The organism is Pseudomonas sp. Pso3 (genome assembly GCF_055393275.1).
The window spans coordinates 398677-416609 of sequence record NZ_AP043687.1; the positions used below are offsets into that span (position 1 = coordinate 398677).

General features: G+C 67.0%; 17 protein-coding genes. 8 read left to right on the forward strand and 9 right to left on the reverse strand.

The genetic code is table 11. The features are described from left to right. Positions 1–25: 25 nt before the first annotated feature. From ACZ5R1_RS01855 to fba, 4 genes are all read left to right on the forward strand, one after another. Positions 26–1189, forward strand: coding sequence for a phosphoglycerate kinase (locus ACZ5R1_RS01855; RefSeq protein ID WP_027598233.1), 1164 nt, complete (start codon positions 26–28; stop codon positions 1187–1189). A gap of 5 nt (positions 1190–1194) precedes the next feature. Continuing rightward, the gene (locus ACZ5R1_RS01860) at positions 1195–1386 is read left to right on the forward strand and encodes a hypothetical protein (RefSeq protein ID WP_007161288.1); all 192 of its coding nucleotides are present in this window, start codon (positions 1195–1197) and stop codon (positions 1384–1386) included. Continuing rightward, a complete protein-coding gene (locus ACZ5R1_RS01865; RefSeq protein ID WP_027598234.1) occupies positions 1383–1712 on the forward strand; it encodes an MliC family protein in 330 nt (109 codons plus the stop codon). The genes ACZ5R1_RS01860 and ACZ5R1_RS01865 overlap by 4 nt, the downstream gene beginning before the upstream one ends. Before the next feature lie 118 nt (positions 1713–1830). After that, entirely contained in the window at positions 1831–2895 is a 1065-nt protein-coding gene (gene fba, locus ACZ5R1_RS01870; RefSeq protein ID WP_007161286.1) for a class II fructose-bisphosphate aldolase, read from the forward strand. Between the two features lie 58 nt (positions 2896–2953). Here fba and ACZ5R1_RS01875 read toward each other — a convergent pair whose 3' ends face one another. The 3 genes from ACZ5R1_RS01875 to ACZ5R1_RS01885 form a co-directional block, all read right to left on the reverse strand. Continuing rightward, positions 2954–5164, reverse strand: a complete 2211-nt coding sequence (locus ACZ5R1_RS01875) for a M48 family metalloprotease (RefSeq protein ID WP_464712782.1) — start codon at positions 5162–5164, stop codon at positions 2954–2956. Positions 5165–5315: 151 nt separating this feature from the next. Beyond that, on the reverse strand, positions 5316–6269 hold the full coding sequence (locus tag ACZ5R1_RS01880; protein ID WP_115945149.1) for a nucleoside hydrolase: 954 nt from the start codon (positions 6267–6269) through the stop codon (positions 5316–5318). A gap of 56 nt (positions 6270–6325) precedes the next feature. Next, complete coding sequence (locus ACZ5R1_RS01885; protein ID WP_464712783.1) at positions 6326–6580, reverse strand: YebG family protein; 255 nt, start codon at positions 6578–6580, stop codon at positions 6326–6328. A gap of 316 nt (positions 6581–6896) precedes the next feature. Between ACZ5R1_RS01885 and ACZ5R1_RS01890 the strand changes: the two genes are divergently transcribed. After that, positions 6897–8390 (forward strand): lipid II flippase MurJ, encoded by a 1494-nt coding sequence (locus ACZ5R1_RS01890; RefSeq protein WP_027603073.1) that lies wholly within the window; start codon positions 6897–6899, stop codon positions 8388–8390. A gap of 286 nt (positions 8391–8676) precedes the next feature. Continuing rightward, positions 8677–9891: an NAD(P)-dependent oxidoreductase gene (locus ACZ5R1_RS01895; protein ID WP_169854534.1), complete on the forward strand. Its 1215-nt coding sequence runs from the start codon at positions 8677–8679 to the stop codon at positions 9889–9891. Between the two features lie 43 nt (positions 9892–9934). Here the strand turns inward: ACZ5R1_RS01895 and ACZ5R1_RS01900 are convergent, their stop codons facing one another. Continuing rightward, complete coding sequence (locus ACZ5R1_RS01900; RefSeq protein ID WP_027598238.1) at positions 9935–10627, reverse strand: HAD family hydrolase; 693 nt, start codon at positions 10625–10627, stop codon at positions 9935–9937. A 408-nt stretch (positions 10628–11035) separates the two neighbouring features. On the opposite strand from ACZ5R1_RS01900, the gene ACZ5R1_RS01905 reads away from it, so the two are divergent. Then, on the forward strand, positions 11036–11245 hold the full coding sequence (locus ACZ5R1_RS01905) for a cold-shock protein (RefSeq protein WP_007161279.1): 210 nt from the start codon (positions 11036–11038) through the stop codon (positions 11243–11245). 87 nt (positions 11246–11332) lie between these two features. On the opposite strand, the gene mdtD is transcribed toward ACZ5R1_RS01905, so the two are convergent. Then, positions 11333–12766, reverse strand: coding sequence for a multidrug transporter subunit MdtD (gene mdtD / locus ACZ5R1_RS01910; protein WP_007161278.1), 1434 nt, complete (start codon positions 12764–12766; stop codon positions 11333–11335). Between the two features lie 71 nt (positions 12767–12837). Then, entirely contained in the window at positions 12838–13725 is an 888-nt protein-coding gene (locus ACZ5R1_RS01915) for an acyltransferase (RefSeq protein ID WP_077171364.1), read from the reverse strand. Positions 13726–13831: 106 nt separating this feature from the next. Between ACZ5R1_RS01915 and ACZ5R1_RS01920 the strand changes: the two genes are divergently transcribed. After that, the gene (locus ACZ5R1_RS01920) at positions 13832–15088 is read left to right on the forward strand and encodes an HD-GYP domain-containing protein (RefSeq protein ID WP_464712784.1); all 1257 of its coding nucleotides are present in this window, start codon (positions 13832–13834) and stop codon (positions 15086–15088) included. 7 nt (positions 15089–15095) lie between these two features. Here ACZ5R1_RS01920 and ACZ5R1_RS01925 read toward each other — a convergent pair whose 3' ends face one another. The 3 genes from ACZ5R1_RS01925 to ACZ5R1_RS01935 form a co-directional block, all read right to left on the reverse strand. Continuing rightward, complete coding sequence (locus tag ACZ5R1_RS01925) at positions 15096–15710, reverse strand: glutathione S-transferase family protein (protein ID WP_037007333.1); 615 nt, start codon at positions 15708–15710, stop codon at positions 15096–15098. A gap of 108 nt (positions 15711–15818) precedes the next feature. Continuing rightward, on the reverse strand, positions 15819–17195 hold the full coding sequence (locus tag ACZ5R1_RS01930; RefSeq protein ID WP_042135380.1) for a sensor histidine kinase: 1377 nt from the start codon (positions 17193–17195) through the stop codon (positions 15819–15821). Further along, positions 17192–17866, reverse strand: a complete 675-nt coding sequence (locus ACZ5R1_RS01935; protein WP_027598241.1) for a response regulator — start codon at positions 17864–17866, stop codon at positions 17192–17194. The genes ACZ5R1_RS01930 and ACZ5R1_RS01935 overlap by 4 nt, the downstream gene beginning before the upstream one ends. Positions 17867–17933 lie beyond the last annotated feature (67 nt).

Here is a 17933-nt window from a genome sequence, read left to right on the forward strand (position 1 = left end):
CAAGCACAACTAAGGGATTGCCTGTATGTCCGTGTTGAAAATGAGCGACCTCGATCTGAAGGGTAAGCGCGTCCTGATTCGCGAAGACCTCAACGTTCCGGTGAAGGAAGGCCAGATCAAGAGCGATGCCCGCCTGGTCGCCGCCCTGCCGACCCTCAAGCTGGCCCTGGAAAAGGGGGCCGCGGTGATCGTCTGCTCGCACCTGGGTCGTCCCACCGAAGGCGAGTTCAGCGAGGAAAACAGCCTGGCCCCGGTCGCGGCCTACCTGAGCAAGGCCCTGGGCCGCGAGGTGCCCCTGGTGAAGGACTACCTGGACGGCGTCCAGGTGGAGCCGGGTCAGCTGGTGCTGCTGGAGAACGTGCGCTTCAACGCGGGCGAGAAAAAGAACGCCGATGAGCTGGCGAAGAAATACGCCGCCCTGTGCGACATCTTCGTCATGGACGCCTTCGGCACCGCCCACCGCGCCGAGGGTTCGACCCATGGCGTGGCCAAGTTCGCCAAGGTCGCCGCGGCCGGTCCGCTGCTGGCCGCCGAGCTGGACGCCCTGGGCAAGGCGCTGGGCAATCCCGCCCGCCCGATGGCCGCCATCGTCGCCGGCTCCAAGGTCTCTACCAAGCTGGACGTGCTCAACTCCCTGGCGCAGATCTGCGACCAGCTGATCGTCGGCGGCGGCATCGCCAACACCTTCCTCGCCGCGGCCGGCTACAAGGTTGGCAAGTCGCTGTACGAAGCCGATCTGGTGGACACCGCCAAGGCCATCGCCGCCAAGGTCAGCGTGCCGCTGCCGGTGGACGTGGTGGTCGCCAAGGAATTCGCCGAGACCGCCCAGGCCACTACCAAGTCGATCAACGACGTGGCCGACGACGACATGATCCTCGACATCGGCCCGGTCAGCGCCCAGCAATTCGCCGACCTGCTCAAGTCGGCCAAGACCATCCTCTGGAACGGTCCGGTGGGCGTCTTCGAATTCGACCAGTTCGGCGAAGGCACCCGCACCCTGGCCCAGGCCATCGCCGACAGCGACGCCTTCTCCATCGCCGGTGGTGGCGACACCCTGGCCGCCATCGACAAGTACGGCATCGGCGAGAAGGTCTCCTATATCTCCACCGGTGGCGGCGCCTTCCTCGAATTCGTCGAGGGCAAGGTCCTGCCGGCCGTCGAAGTCCTCCAGCAACGCGCCCAGGAGTAATCGCCATGCGTACGCCGCTGCTCGTCTGTTCCGCTGTCCTGATGCTGGCCGGTTGCGCCGGTGGCAATGCCGACAAGGCCTGCGCGGTGTTCGCGCCGCCACCGGCGGCAGCCGCCACGCCCACGGCGCAGAATGGCGAGCGGGTCGATACGCTCAATGGCAACGCCAGCCGTCCTGCCAGCGGTTGCGCCCAGTGAAGGGGCGCACGCTCGCCCTCGGTCTGCTGGGTCTCGCCGTGCTGACCGGCTGTGCCGGTCGCGGCGCGCAGCAGACCGGCGGCTGGACCCACTGGGTCTGCGATTCCAAGGCGGCCTTCGACTGGCGCTATGTGGATCGCAGCCAGTCCATCGTCGACCTCAAGCTGGAAGGCGATGGCCTGATCCGTCATCTCAACCGCGAACCGGCCACCGATGGCCAGTCCTATACCGACGGGCTGGTGGCTTTGCACATCCGCGGCGACCAGGGACTCGTCTACTGGATCGCCAACAACGACCTCATCGGCCGCGGCTGCCGGACGCCTTGAAGCGGCGAATGTCAGCTGAACCGATTAATCCAGGGCGGCCAGGGGTCGGCCGCTTGAACCCTGCCAGCCGCTCATGCAGGCTGGCGCCACCACCGCCTTTGTAGGGAGATAATCACCAATGGCACTCGTCAGCATGCGTCAGCTGCTGGATCACGCCGCCGAATTCGGCTACGGCGTCCCGGCCTTCAACGTCAACAACCTCGAGCAGATGCGCGCCATCATGGAAGCCGCCGACAAGACCGATTCGCCGGTCATCGTCCAGGCCTCCGCCGGTGCCCGCAAGTACGCCGGCGCTCCCTTCCTGCGTCACCTGATCCTGGCCGCGGTGGAAGAATTCCCGCACATCCCGGTGGTCATGCACCAGGACCACGGCACCAGCCCCGACGTCTGCCAGCGCTCCATCCAGCTGGGCTTCTCCTCGGTGATGATGGACGGCTCGCTGATGGCCGACGGCAAGACGCCGTCCGACTACGACTACAACGTGCGCGTCACCCAGCAGACCGTGGCCTTCGCCCATGCCTGCGGCGTGTCCGTGGAAGGCGAGCTGGGCTGCCTGGGCAGCCTGGAAACCGGCATGGCCGGTGAAGAAGACGGCGTGGGCGCCGAAGGCACCCTGGATCACAGCCAGCTGCTGACCGATCCGGAAGAAGCCGCCCAGTTCGTCAAGGCCACCAAGGTCGACGCCCTGGCCATCGCCATCGGCACCAGCCACGGCGCCTACAAGTTCACCAAGCCGCCGACCGGGGACACCCTGTCGATCCAGCGCATCAAGGAAATCCATGCGCGCATCCCGGACACTCATCTGGTCATGCACGGCTCCAGCTCGGTGCCCCAGGAGTGGCTGAAGATCATCAACGAGTACGGTGGCGACATCAAGGAAACCTACGGCGTGCCGGTCGAAGAGATCGTCGAAGGCATCAAGTACGGGGTCCGCAAGGTCAACATCGACACCGACCTGCGTCTGGCCTCCACCGGTGCCATCCGCGAGTTCATGGCCAAGAACCGTAGCGAGTTCGACCCGCGCAAGTACCTGGCCAAGACCGTCACCGCCATGCGCGACGTCTGCATCGCCCGTTACGAAGCCTTCGGCACCGCCGGCCAGGCCTCCAAGATCAAGCCGATCTCCCTGGACGCCATGTTCGAGCGCTATGCCCGCGGCGAGCTGGATCCCAAGGTCAACTGATCCCGCGCTGCAGGAAAAGGCCCCGTATGGGGCCTTTTTTTATGGCCCGCAGTCAGGCTCAGGCGCTTTGTTGCAGCGACACCTGATCGGCTTCGGCGGCCAGGCAGGCGCGGGCGAGGAGCAGCCAGAGACGCTGGTGCAGGGTGTTGAGCGCAGGCAGCAGCTCCGCGCTGTGGCGATAGACCGCGGAGAGGGAATCCTCGGCGAGATCGAGCCGGGGGCAGTGACGCTGCAGGTAGTCGCCCAGGCTGACCGTGGCGATGGCGGGAGGCAGGGGCAGGTCGCAGGCCAGCCAGTCCGCGACCCGGCGTCGATAATCCTGCTTGGCGAATTCGCACAGGGCATTGATCTGACTGGGGCCCTGCGGTCGCCGCTGCAGGGTGCGGTATTCCTTCACCAGCAGGCGCGCCTCGCGCAGGCGCTCCACGTCCGGATAGCGCTCGGCCAGGGTGAGCAGCAGCCGATAGAGCTCGGCAGCCTGCTCCTGGCCGGGCAGACGCTGGGCCAGGGCCCGTTCGATGCGCTGCCGATAGAGCGGCGCCACGGCCAGCAACTGCTGGCGCGCGGCGGTCTGCCAGGTATCGATGGCCCGATACTCCTGCAGGTGCTCCTGGTTGAACGCCCCTTCGCCGTGAACGACGTGGGCCAGTCCATGACTGTGCAGCTCTTCGTAGAAGGCCAGCAGGCAGCGCCGCTGGCTTTGCTTTTCTGCTTCCTGCCAGGCGTCCGCGGTGCCGGCGGCCAGCAGCAGGATGCGTTCGCGGACAGTGTCTGCCTCGAGGGCGCGGGTGGTCCGCTCCAGCGGCAGGTGCAGGGGTAGCCAGGGGCAATCGGGCCAGGCATGGCCACTCCAGCGCTGCAGGTCCGTGTCACTGTCCTGGACCGGTTCCGGAACCAGCGTGGCCACCGTGGCCGCTGGCTCCGCCTCGGGCTGGCGGCCGGCCAGGCGATGGACCAGCAGGGTCAGGGCGCGGCCATGCGCATCGGGCTGCTCCAGCAGGGCACTGGCAGGGCGCCGGTCGTCCAGCAGTCCGGGGAGCGGATGCCGCTCGGCCCAGGCGATCCGCTGCCGATCCGCCGGATGACGACCCCAGTAGCGGCTGCTGGCGGAGGTCGGCGTGGGGGAGAGCGTCTGGCGAGCCAGCAGGGCCGCGTGCAACTCCAGCAGATTGCCGACCAGGCCCTGGGCCGCGGGTGCCGTCAGGCTGCGCCGTCTGGCTTCACGCCAGGCCTGCTGGGCCAGGCGCATCTGGTGCGCCGTTGTGCGAAAGGCCGCGCTGCCGCCCAGCAGGACCTGGTAATGATCGGCGCGGGCTTCCCGGCGCTGGCTGGCGGTGTGGGTGAGGCGCTGGCCGCTGGCAAAGAGCAGGCGGGCCCAGCCACGGGCGACGCGGGCGAGGAGCCCTCGGGACGCCGCCTGGCCGAGGCGTTCCAGTTGCGCGAGGCAGGCATTGAGCAGGGCGCCCCCCAGACGATCCAGAGCGCTCACCTGGTGCCCCAGCACATGGGCGAGGCTGGCCAGGTACTGATCGCGGGTGAGTGCCGTCATCAGCGGCAGGCCCAGGCGCAGCGTCCGGGTCCTGACCGCGAAGCGGATGTCGACCTCCGCCGTCAGCAGCAGGCGCCGAGGCGGGCAGACCCCCATGGCCTGGCAGAGCGCTGCGATCAGCGAATGCAGCGCCGGCTCCTGGGCTGGCGTCAGCGGCCGTTCGGCGGCGGCTTCTGTTCCTCGGCCCGGGCGCGGCGCCAGAAAGCCCAGGGCCAGCCAGGCGCCCAGGCCGGCCAGCGGCAGGGCCAGGCCACAGGCGACGACGATATCCTGGTGCGGCAGAGTGATGAAGGCCGCCAGGGCACAGATCGCCAGCAGCAATCCGGCCAGGCCCGGCAGCAGATAGAGCAGGCTGAGCGTCAGGCCGAGGAGCACGGCCGCCAGCAGTTGCAGGCGCTCACCCAGGGAGAAGGCCGGGCGCGGCAGGCCCGCTGCCTGCAACGCGGCCAGGCGCGCCTGCAGATCGAGGTCCTGGGCGACGGGGGTGGAGTCCTGGCGCTCGACCAGATGGACATCCAGTCCCGTATCCCGCAGCCGCTCGACCCATTCGTGGGCTTGCGCGCTGGCGAGGTCCCGCTTGAGGACACCCCTGGCCGGGGGCAGCAGGCGCTCCACCTGCTCCGGTGCCAGCTTGAGCTGATAGAGCAGGCTGATCCTCAGGGTGTCGGGGGAAACATCGTCGCGGCAGCTGCCGCTGAGCAGGAGATCGTAGCGAGCCATGGGCAATCCTTTGCGCAGTCGTCCGCCGGGGCGGTAGGTAGAAATCCAGAGCGGCTTTCTACCTCACTGCTGCAATCGCGTTGCGTGCATGGCTCTCAGTTGAGCGGTCCCGGGCCGCTCTGGCACGCCGTTCTCGCGGATTCGTGACCGATTACCGCTCCGCTGCGGTCAGGACCTCTTCCATCCAGGCCACCATGGCGGCGCCATCCATGCCCAGGCAGACCGTGACCGGCGGATTGCCGGACCAGCGCCCGTCCAGGTAGGCGCGCCCCTCGGGGGCGAAAAAGGTCTGGCCTTCCGCCAGGCCTTCGGTGCCGACGCTGAGATGACCGCGGGCGGTGTGGAACAGCTCGGGGCGGCGCAGATAGGCGAGGGCGCAGCTGTCGTGGGGATGGCAGCCGTCGATGTCCTTCACGCTGCGGTAGAAGTCCGCATAGAAGTCATAGCTGCGGGCGAGCACCTCGCCGAGGGCGCCCTGGCGCGCCGCGATGCGCTGCAGGCGGGGCGGATCGAGCACGGCGCGGTGGGTGGCATCGAGGCCGACCAGGGTCAGTGGCCAGGGAGCGGCGAAGACCCGCGCCGCGGCATGGGGGTCGGAAAAGATGTTGGCTTCGGCCACCGGCGTGACGTTGCCCGGCTCGACGATGGCGCCGCCCATCACCACCACTTCGCGGACGCGCTCGGCGACCGTGGGATCCAGCGCCAGGGCGAGGGCCAGGTTGCCCAGCGGCCCGACCGCCACCAGGGTGATCTCGCCCGGTCGCAGGCGGGTCTGCTCGACGATGAAGCGCGCCGCATCCAGGGCGTGGGGTGTCTGGCTTGGTGTGGGCAGCTGCTGGTTGCCCAGGCCATCCTGGCCATGCACGTGCAGGGCGTGGTTGCCGGCCGGCTTGACCAGGGGCTCGGCCACCCCTGCCGCGACGGGCGTGTCCCGGCCGGCCAGCTCGGTGAGCAGCAGGGCGTTGCGGGTCGCCGTGGTGACCGGCACATTGCCGAAGGTGGTGGTCAGCCCGATCACCTCGAAGGCGGGATCGGCAAACAGCAGGGCGATGGCCTGGGCGTCGTCCACGCCAGGATCGGTATCGAAGATGATGGGAAGGGACAAGAGGCTTTCTCCGGCTCAGATCTCTTCCCAGGCTACCCGAGGGGCAGCGCCCCTTGCTAGCTGGACAGGTCCAACTCGCCCAGCGCATCCGGCTGGTTGCGAAACGCCCGGGCGAAGACCTCGCGATTGCGGGCCATGAACAGCCCCAGGTCTTCGCACTGCTTCTCGGCAAGACCGGGTACGGCCTTGTCCAATACGCTGGCGAGCGACTCGGCCAGCTCCAACATCTTGTCGTGACGATCGGCTTCGGCTTTATCCATGAACAGGCGCTCCGGATCTCGGCTGCTGCGATACAACACTTCGACGGCCATGCGTCACCTCGTATTCTGTATCTGGTTATATATACAGTAGTTGGCTTGCCGCGGGATTGCAAGGACTACCGCTCGGCGGTCAGCCTTCGGTCACTCATGGCAATTTGCCAATCGTTCGACATTTCTGCGTGTCTCCAGATTTGCCTCGGGAAACTTAAGCGCGGAAGCTGGTCTCTGAGTCTGGACCAAACGGGCATCACTGCCCGCCTTTATCCGGATCACCTCCGGCTCACGGAACGAGACCGCCAATGCCTGCCATCTTTATCCGTCCGCTTATTGCCGCGCTTGGCCCGTCTGGGTCGATCGAGGTGCGGGCGTGAGTTCGACCCTCATCATCCTGGCCATCACGGTCGCCAGCTTTCTGCTGGGGTTCCTGCGCGACCTGTTGATCGCCCGCCAATTCGGCGTGAGCTGGGAAGCCGACCTGATCTTTGTCGCGCTCATCCTGCCGGTGTTCTTCGAGAGCTTCTTCGGCCTCGCCCTGCGCGATGCCATGATTCCCTATCTGCAACGCATCCGCGACCGCTGCAACGCCCAGTACGAGCAGGTCGGTCGCTGGCTGTACTGGCGCATCGGCCTGTTCGGCCTGCTGTTGTCGGTGATCGGCGTCCTCGCCAGTCCCTGGCTGATGCATGCCCTGGCGCCGGGCTGGAGCGACGAGCAGGTCGAGACCGGCAAGCTGGTCTTCGCCGTCGGTACCCTGCTGATCTGCGTGCAGGCCGTCCTCTATTGCCAGGGCGCGCTGCTCAACCTCGATCGCATCTTCATTCTGCCGATGACCCGCACCCTGATGCTCAATCTGGGCGCCATCCTGGCCATCGTCATCCTGCAGCCGAGCGGTATCGCGCTGTTCACCGGCATGCTGCTGCCCCAGGTGCTGCTGATCGTCATCCAGCACCGCCGCCTGGGCTATCTTGGCGAGCGCTCGGTGGCCTTCGAGAAGCCCGAAGGCAGTCCCTTCGCCGTGACCTTCGCTCCCGTGCTGCTCGCCGCCGGCGCCCAGCAGGGTTGCATGCTGGCGGAGCGTTTCTTCGCCTCGCTGCTGGCGGAGGGCAACATCACCATGCTGTCCTTCTCCTACCGCATCGTGACCATTCCGCTGACGCTCTATGCGCTGTCCATCCTGGCGATGATCTTTCCCGAGCTGACCCGCAGCTGGAACGAGGGCAATGCCGACAAGTACAGCGCGCTGATGCGCAAGGCGCTGCTCGGCACCCTGCTGTTCCTGGTGCCGGCCGCCGTGGTGCTGTTCAGCTACTCCGAGCCGGTGGTCAAGGTGCTGCTGGAGCGCGGGGCCTTTGGCGCCGAGCAGAGCGCGGCGACCGCCACCCTGGTGGTGGCCTATGCCCTGGGTCTGCCCTGGATGGGGCTGGCCCTGCTGTGGGGGCGTGCCCTGCTGTCGCAGCAGCGCGCCCGGACCTTCCTCTACGCCACCCTGGCCAGCTCCTTCATCACCGTGGCCCTGGACGCTGTTGTCTATCGGCCATTCGGTGCCCAGGGACTGGCCTACTCCTTTACCACCGGAGCCTTCCTGCAGGCGGTATTCATGGCGCTGGCGCTCTATCGCCACTCCCTGGCCGGCCTGCACCTGTCGCTGCTGCTGCGCTGGTTCAGCGCGGGCAGCGCAGTGGCCCTGCTGAGTTTCCTGTTGCCCAAGCCGGTCGGCCTGCTGGAGCTGATCGTCAGCGTCAGCGTGGCCATGCTGGGCTTCCTGGTGCTGTTGCTGGTCCTGGGCGAACGTGACCTGTTCCGCCGCGGCTATTGGGCGCGTGGTGACTCAGGCACAGGGCGCGCTGAACCGACGAGTTGAACGGCCGTCGCTGGACGGCAAGGAAAAAGGTGGCGATCTGCAGCCATTGGTCGCTATCTGTTACGAAGTCATGAATTTTTGATTTGGCTTCGAGTCGCACGGAAAGATTGATCCCAGTCAAAGAATTTCTGATGGAAGCTTTTTTCCATTTGCAAGAGATCGGACATGTAGTTGGGGTCGGCACTTCGCATGGTGGCTTTGCTCGCTACCGACATTCTCTTTGAAAGGAATCGATCCTATGTCCTCCCAATCCCCTGTCACCCGTATCGGCATCGTCGGTACCGGCATGATCTCGCGCTGCCTGGCCCGGCTCATCAGCCGTCACTATGACGACATGACCGTGACCCGCGTCCTGACCCGCCGGCCCATCGCCACGGTCACCGACTATCCGCTGACCGAGGCGCTCACCCAGTCGGTGGCGGATCTCATCGATCATTGCGACCTGCTGGTGGAGTGCAGCGGCGACCCCTACCACGGCACCGAGATCATCGAGCGCGCCTTCGAGGCCGGCATCAAGGTGGTCACCATCAATGCCGAACTGCAGGTGACGACCGGTTCCTACCTGGCCGGCAAGGGTTTCCTGACCGAGGCCGAGGGCGACCAGCCGGGTTCGCTGGCGGCGCTGCACGAAGAAGCCGTGCAGATGGGCTTCAAGCCGCTGGTCTACGGCAACATGAAGGGCTATCTGAACCACAACCCGACGCCGGAAGACATGGCCTACTGGTCCGCGCGCCAGGGCACCAGCGTCGACCAGACCACCTCCTTCACCGACGGCACCAAGGTGCAGATCGAGCAGGTGGTGGTCGGTAACAACTATGGCGCCACCATCACCCGCCAGGGGCTGGAAGGCCTGAATTCGACCAACCTGCAGGACAGCGCCAACATCCTCGCGCAGATGGCCGAGCAACTGGGCCAGCCCATCGTCGACTACGTGATCCCCAGCGGCTACTCCGCCGGTGGCGTCTTCGTGGTCGGTCGCCATGACGAAGACCAGGCCGGTGCCATCGAGTACTTCAAGCTGGGCAAGGGCCCGTACTACGTGCTGGTACGCCCCTTCCACCTGTGCTCCCTGGAGGTCGGCAAGACCCTGAGACGCGTCATCGCCGGCGGCAAGATCCTGCTCAACAACTCCACCACGCCGACCCTGAGCGTGGCCGCCATCATGAAGAAGCCCATGGCGGCCGGCGACATCATCGAGCGCGGCATCGGCGGCTACAGCGTGCGCGGCGAGGCGGTCAAGATCGCCGAGTGCCCGGATCACCTGCCGATCGGCCTGCTCAAGCACAGCGTGCTCAAGCGCGCCCTGGAGCCGGGTCAGATCGTCACCTTCGACGACGTCGAACTGACCCCCAGCCGCGCCCTGGACATCGTCCTGCAACAGCATCGCGAGGCGATCCATCGCCAGCTGCTGGAAACCCAGCTGAGCGAGTCGGCCTGGAACGCCAGCGCCGACCTGGCACCGGTCGCGCTGCCCAAGGCGGTGGGTGCGGTCCTGTCCTGATTTCGCCGAGGCGGAACGCGAAGGGGCCCTGAGGGCCCCTTTTCTATTGCCCGCCGCTGGCGGCGGCGCGGAGGCGGGCGACGGTCGCGGGGAGTTCGTCCATGTGCGCGATCAGCGCGGTTACGCCCAGCGCGCTCAGGGTCTCGCCATGGCTGGGCGGAATGTGGCTGGCGCCGGTAAAGCCGATGACGCGCATGCCGGCCGCCAGCGCCGCGCGCACGCCGGTGGCGCTGTCCTCGATCACCAGGCAGCGCTCCGGCGCGACGCCCATCGTCCTGGCGGCCAGGAGGTAGACATCGGGTGCCGGCTTGGGCTGGGCCACCATGTCGGCACTGAAGATATGGCCCGCCACCCGCTCGACCAGATCGGCCCGGCGGACCGAGGATTCGACGCTGTGCCTGAGGCTGTTGGAGGCGACCGCCAGTGGCAGGTCGATGCTCTCCAGGGCACGCTTCACCCCGGGAATGGCTTCCACGCTGGTGGAGATCAGCGTTTCCGCCTGGGTGCGCAGGTCGCTGAACAGCGCGGGCGGCAGGGTGATGCCGAAGCGCTGCTCGACCAGGGCGAAGATGTCCCGGGTGGTCAGGCCAAAGGTCCCGTGCAGCAGGGCTTCGAGTTCGGCGCGCGGTGCATGGGCGGCCAGGCCGTCGAGGACGACGCGTTCGGCGAGGATTTCGCTGTCGACCAGCACGCCATCGCAATCGCTGATCAGCAGTTCCACAGGGGTGACGTTCATCGGTATTCCTTGCAGGGGGATTTCATGGTCGGGCCGTGGGCCCGGGCCATTCGAAACGGCGGGAAAGAAGCGCGGAAGCAGGACTGGCGAGGGTTTGCGCCGCTGTCCGGGTGGTCGAAAACCGGCTCCACAGTACCTTGCATGGCGCGACAAATTACCTCTTGTCAAAAACGATTTCGGTCTCCGGAGGGTAATCGCTTTCCAGAAAAATATGGCGTAGAGTTCGAGAACTGTGTTTGCTTGGGTCGCCGTCGATCGTGACCTGAGGCGGTAGGCTTTCCGTCCACCCCTTGCTGCTCGATTCTTGTTACTCCTTGCAACTCAGTACCGGGTGCCTGGTCTATGCAACGCGCTGCCGCGCCAGCACCTGTCATAACAAACCCGTTATTCCAAGGAGCAACACCCGTCATGTCGAATCGTCAGAACGGCACCGTCAAATGGTTCAACGAAACCAAAGGCTACGGCTTCATTACTCCCGAGAGCGGTCCGGACGTGTTCGTTCACTTCCGCGCAATCGAAGGCAAAGGTTTCAAGACCCTGGCTGAAGGCCAGAAGGTCAGCTTCGAAGTCGTGCAAGGCCAGAAGGGCATGCAGGCAGAGCACGTACAGGTCATCTGACACCTGACGTCGCCCGAAGCTCACGAAAAACCCCGGCCAGGCCGGGGTTTTTCGTTTATGGCGTGTCGAGCGGTGCTATAGCCCGCTTCACTCGACGTTCTGCGCGCTCTTTTCCGGTTCGGCCGCCAGCGGCTTGACCCGACGCCCGGTCTCCCGCGAGGCCTGCAGGAAGATCGCCGCCGCCAGCATCGAGAGCGCGCCGACGCAGAGAAAGGTCGCGCGAAAGGCGGACAGCACCTCGGTATCGCCATAGTCGTCCTGGAAACCGCCCAGCAAGGCGGCCGCACAGGCCACGCCAAAGCTCATGGCCAGTTGCATCACCACCGACAGCAGGCTGTTGCCGCTGGCCGCCTGCTGGTCGTGCAGGTCGATGAGGGTAATGGTGTTCATGGCGGTGAACTGCATGGAATTCACCGCGCCGAGGATGCCGAGGTGGATGAGCAGCCAGACGAAGGGCGTCGAGGGACCGATCAGGGCGAGGCTGGCGATCAGGCAACCCAGCAGCAGGGTGTTGCCCACCAGCAGGCGGCGATAGCCGAGGCGCCCGATCAGCGGACCGGCGATGGGCTTGGCCAGCATCGCCGACAGCGCCAGGGGCATCATCAGCAGGCCGGCCTGGGTCGGCGAGTAGCCGAGGCCCACCTGGAACAGCAGCGGGATGAGAAAGGGCAGGGCGCCGCTGCCGAGGCGGGCGAAGAGATTGCCGAAGATGCCCACCGCGAAGCTGCGGATGCGAAACAGCTCGGCGGAGAACAGTGGCTGGTCGTGGTGCAGGGCGCGCAGCCAGTAGGCCACCATGCAGGCCATGCCGGCCATCAGCAACAGCACCACCCGCACATGGGGCAGGTGCAATTCGCCGAGGCCTTCCAGGGCGATGCTGATGAGGATCATGGAGGTGCCGAAGAGCAGGAAGCCCAGGCCGTCGAAGCGTTGCGGCAGGGGGCTGCGCAGATCCGGCAGCAGGCGGCGGGTGGCCAGGCAGCCGAGGATGCCCACTGGCAGGTTGATCAGGAAGATCCAGTGCCAGGACACGGCTTCCACCAACCAGCCACCCAGGGCCGGGCCGGCCAGGGGGCCGATCAGGCCGGGAATGGTGATGAAGCTGAGGATGCGGACCAGCTCGCTGCGCGGATAGACGCGCAGGATCACCAGGCGCCCCACCGGCAGCATCAGCGAACCGCCGAGGCCCTGGATTACCCGGGCGGCGATCAGCAGGTTGAGGCTGGGCGCCAGGGCGCAGAGCAGCGAGCCAAAGGTGAAGAGGGCGATGGCGGTGAAGAAGACGCGGCGACTGCCGAAGCGATCGGAAATCCAGCCCGAGGCGGGAATCAGCAGCGCGACAGTGAGCAGGTAGGCGATCACCACCCCCTGCATGCGCAGCGGATTCTCGCCGAGGTCGGCGGCCATGCGCGGCAGGGCGGTGTTGACGATGGTCGCGTCCAGCGACTGCATGAAGAAGGCCACGGCGATCAGCCAGGGAAGCCAGCGGGCCGTGGTGGTATCCAGGGTCGGGGAGGGCATGGGAGGTCCTTGTCGAGACAGCCGACTACCCGCTCTCTGACTGTCTGGCGGCGGCAGGGTGCCCCGCTCCTTCAGCGCGAGCGGGAATCTAGCAGCGCCTCGATCCGCTGGTCCTTCTCTGCCCAGAGCGTGCTGACCCACTGCTGGAAGCCTGCGCGGAATTCCGCATCTTCGCTGTAGTCACCCGCCCAGCGCGCCGGATCCAGAGGTCGCGCGCGAATATCGATGATAACGCGTTTGACTCGTCCGCAGAGCAGGTCCCAGAAGCCGGGCACGCGACCGTCGGGATAGACCAGGGTGACGTCCAGCAGGGTGTCCAGCTGCTCGCCCATGGCGGCGAGGACGAAGGCCATGCCGCCGGCCTTGGGCTTGAGCAGGTGGCGATAGGGCGACTGCTGCTCCGCATGCTTGGCGGCGGTGAAGCGGGTGCCTTCCAGGTAGTTGACGATGGTCACCGGCTGGCGGCGGAATTTCTCGCAGGCGCGGCGGGTGATGGCCAGGTCCGCGCCCTTGAGTTCCGGGCGGCGGGCCAGCTGGGCGCGGGTGTATCTCTTCATGAAGGGGTAGTCCAGCGCCCACCAGGCGAGCCCCAGGAAGGGTACCCAGATGAGCTCCTTCTTCAGGAAGAACTTGAAATAGGGCACCTTGCCGTTGAAGGTCTCGATGAGCGCGGGGATATCGACCCAGGACTGGTGATTGCAGATGACCAGGTAGGAGCGGTCACGGCTGAGCGCCTCGGTGCCGCGGATGTCCCAGTCGGTGGGGGTGAGGCGGGCGAAGATGGCCTTGTTGATCTCGGCCCAGGTCTCGGCGATGGCGGTGACCACCCGGGAGCAGAGGTCGCGCAGCGCGACAAGGGGCAGCAGCTTGATCAGGGCGAATACCAGTAGCGGACCGATCATGACCAGGGTGTTCAACAGGAGCAGCGCAGAGACGGTGATACCGGTCAGGAGGTGCATGGATTCTCTCGTCTAGAACTTGGGGCGATAGTCTTTGGCGTGACATAGCATTTTGCGATCATCCGCCTCTGGATGGCTGCTGCCGATCCGCTGCGAAGTGAACGCCATGCTCAAAAAGGTTACCAGTGCCGAGGTCTGCCTCGGCATGTACATCCACAAATTCGAAGGCAGCTGGATCGACCATCCGTTCTGGAAGGCGCGCTTCCTGCTGCAGGAGCCACGCGACCTGCAGAAGATCCAGGACAGCGCGGTGACCGCGGTGTGGATCGATATCGCCAAGGGCCTGGATTGCCGGACCCCGAGCGAATGCTCGCCCGCCCCGGATCCGGTGGCGGTCCCTGAGCCCGTTGCCGCGCCGGTCGCTGCCCCCGCGGCGCTCCCCGCTGCCGCTCCGACCCCGGAGACGGGCACCGCACCGGTCGCCGCCATCAGTTGTCCGCAGGAAATGGCGCAGGCGTCGGCGGTGAGCGCCCACGCCAAGCAGGAGGTGGCGCGGCTGTTCCAGGACGTGCGCCTGGGCCAGGCCATCGAGCTGAGCGAAGTGGCGACCGTGGTCGAGCAGATCTCGGCGTCGGTGTTGCGGCACCCCACGGCACTGATCAGCCTGACGCGGCTGCGCACGGTCGACGAGTATACCTACATCCATTCGGTGTCGGTCTGCGCTCTGATGACTGCGGTGGCGCGGCAGATGGACCTGCCGGCTGAGCAGGTGCTGCTGGCCGGCCAGGCCGGTCTGCTGCACGACGTGGGCAAGATGCGCACCCCCGTCGAGGTGCTCAACAAGCCGGGCAGGCTGACCGAGGCCGAATTCGCCGTGATGCGGCGGCATCCCGAGGAAGGCGTCGCCCTGCTGCGGCAGTGGGGCGCATCCGCGGAGGTCATCGACGTCTGCCTGCACCATCACGAGAAATTCGATGGCAGCGGCTATCCCCATGGCCTGGCCGGTACCCAGATCAGTCTGCTGTCGCGCATCGCCGCGGTCTGCGACGTCTATGACGCCGTCTCCTCGACCCGGCCCTACAAGACCGCCTGGAGTCCGGCCGAGGCGATCCGGCGCATGGCGGAGTGGAAGGGGCACTTCGATCCCCGGGTGTTCCAGGCCTTCGTCAAGACGCTGGGCATCTATCCGATCGGCTCCCTGGTGCGACTGAGCAACGAGCAGCTGGCGGTGGTGGTCGAGCAGCACCCGGACAGCCTGCTGACCCCGCGGGTGCGGGTGTTCTTTTCCGCGCGTTCGCGCACGCCACTGCCGCAGCGGCTGCTGGATCTCGCCCGGCCGCCCGCCGACGAACGCATCGTGCGGCGGGAAGATCCGCAGGAGTGGGGCTTTCGCAATCTGGAGCGGCTTTGGCAGCAGGCCTAGCGCCCGCTCAGGGACGGGTGGCCTGCAGCGAGGGCCGCTCGCCGGTACGGGCGTACCAGGCGGCGATGCGCGGACAGTCGCTGCGCCAGGCCCAGGTGGGGATGCGGAAGTCCAGATAGCCGAGCAGGCAGGCCATGCCCAGGCTGGCCACGTCGAATTCGCCCTCCAGCTCGGCGATGGCCTCGCGCTCGAAGTAGTCCAGCGCCCGGGCGATCTTTTCCTGCTGGTTGTCCAGCCAGAGCTTCCACTGCATGCCCGGTGGGCGCATGAAGCTCTCGTAGCGGATCTGCACCGCGGCTTCCATCATGGCGTCGCACAGCGAGGCCAGGGTCAGGCGCCGCCAGCGCTCCGGGCCCTGCCGCGGGATCAGCGGGGTGCGCGCGTGCAGGGTATCCAGGTAGTCGAGGATGACGCGGCTGTCGTGCAGGCAGGTGCCATCGGCCAGGCGCAGGGCGGGAATCTTGCCGGCGGGGTTGGTATCGAGGACGTCACGATTGGGGTTGAGCGGCGTCTGCTGGACGATTTCCACCTCCACCTGCTCGATCAGGTCCGTCTCGTGGAGCATCACCACGACTTTGCGACCGAAGGGCGAGGCGGGAGTGTGGTACAGGATCATGGACATGGGCCGGGCTCTCCAGAAGGCAGGACTGCATTCGCTTGTGGCGAATCCCTGCACTGTAAGCCCTAGGCCGTCCCGGGTAAAAGATGGCCTTGGTCGTAGGTGGCCGGATCAGGCCAGGCCGGGTAGCTCGACGTATACCCCCAGCCCGCGTCCCTGCAGGCCTTCGCCCAGGTGCAGGCTGCCGCCATGGATTTCGACGATGCGCTTGACGATGGGCAGCCCCAGGCCGCTGCCGACGTTCTGGCCAGCGCTCTCGCTGCGGTAGAAACGAGTGAAGATCACCGCCCGTTCTTCCGGACTGACCCCGGGGCCGCTGTCGCAGACGTCGATACGTACCTGGCCGGGCACCTCCTCGACGACCCGGACCAGCACCTGGCCGCCGCTGGGGGTATAGCGGATGGCATTGCCCACCAGGTTGGTGAGCAGCACGCCCAGCCAGGTGGGAATACCCGACAGCTTGACCTCCTGATCCTCCAGCACCAGGTCGATGTTCTTCTCGATGGCCAGGGGCGCGAGTTCCGACAGGGTATCCGCCGCCAGCCGGCCAAGATGGACGGGGACGAACTGCTCCTGCAGGGCGCCGCTGTCCAGCCGCGCCAGGAGCAGGATCTGCTCCATCAGCTGGCTGATGCGTTCGGCGCTGCGACGCACCTGCACCAGGCCGCGGGCATGGGCCTGGGGGTCGCTGGACCTCAGGGCGACCTGGGTGTGGGTCAGCAGACTGGCGAGGGGGGTGCGGATCTCGTGGGCGGCGTCGCTGGTCAGCCGGCGCTCCGCCTCCAAGGCCCCGTCCAGGCGTTCCAGCAGGGCGTTGATCTCCTCCACCAGGACCGCGGCTTCCAGCGGCACCCGGCTCAGCGGCAACGGCTCCAGGCGCTGGGCGGAGCGCTGCTTGATCTGCGCGGCCAGCTGGCGCAGGGGTTCCAGACCGCGGGTGACGCCGAACCAGATGAGGGCGGCCAGCACCGGCAGGGCCAGGGCCAGGGGAAACAGCGAGCCGAGCAGCAGCAGGTTGGTGGCGCCGCGGCGATCGGCCAGGTTTTCGTAGATCCAGATGCGCCCCTCGCCGCTGCTCAGCCGCAGCACGCGCCAGTGCTGCCCCTCGGCCAGCAGGCTGCTGAAGCCGGGCGGCTGGTCGGCCAGACCGGCCGGCGGCGCCGGGGTGCCGAGGCGCTGATCACCGGCCTGCAGCAGATAGCCCAGGGCGTTGCGCCGCTTGAACAGCGGCAGGTCGGCGATGGCCGTGCGGCTGCGCTCCAGGGCCCGGGCCGCGGGCGGCAGACTGCGGTCACCGCCCTCGCCCAGGGTGGCCAAGTGCAGGGCGGCCGAGCCGAAGTCGAGCATGTCCTCGTCCGCCAGGCGATTCACCTGGCGCAGGACCAGCTGGTAGGTCACCAGGGCGGCGATCAGCCAGCAGGCGAAGATGCCGCACAGCAGCAGCGTCAGCAGCCGCCGGCGCAGCGAGACGGCCGGGCCGTCGGTCATGGAGCCGGCCGCTCGGGCTGGTCGATGCCGTAGCCGATGCCGCGCACGGTGCGGATCAGGCTGGTGCCGAGCTTGCGTCTGAGGTGATGGATATGCACCTCGATGGCGTTGCTCTCGACGTCACCGTCCCAGCCATAGAGCGCCTGCTCCAGGCGATTGCGCGAGAGCACCTTGCCCATGTTTTCCAGCAGCAGGCGCAGCAGGGCGTATTCCCGCGGTGCCAGCTCCACCGGCTGGCCGGCCAGGGTCACCCGGTGGGTGGCCGGATCGACCCGCAGCTCGTTGTGCTCCAGTTGCGGCAGGGCCCGGCCGGCGCTGCGGCGGGTGAGGGCGCGGACCCGGGCGAGCAGTTCGTCCAGGTCGAAGGGTTTGGTCAGGTAGTCGTCGGCGCCGGTGTCCAGGCCGGTGACCCGGTCGGTGACCTTGTCGCGGGCGGTGAGGATCAGTACCGGGGTAGCGTCGCCGCGCTTGCGCAGCGCGGCCAGAACCTCGAGCCCCGAGCGGCGGGGCAGGCCGATGTCGAGCACCACCAGATCGAAGGGATCGGTTTCCAGCGCCGCCTGGGCGGCCTGGCCATCGGTCACCCAGTCGACGGTATCGCCTTCCAGGGCCAGGCCGGCGCGGATGCCGTCGCCCAGCAGCATGTCGTCTTCGGCCAGCAGTATTCTCATCGGATTTTCCCAGGCGGTTGAGCGGTTTTACCGCTCCGGGCCGGCCTCGGCAAGAGCGGTGACCATC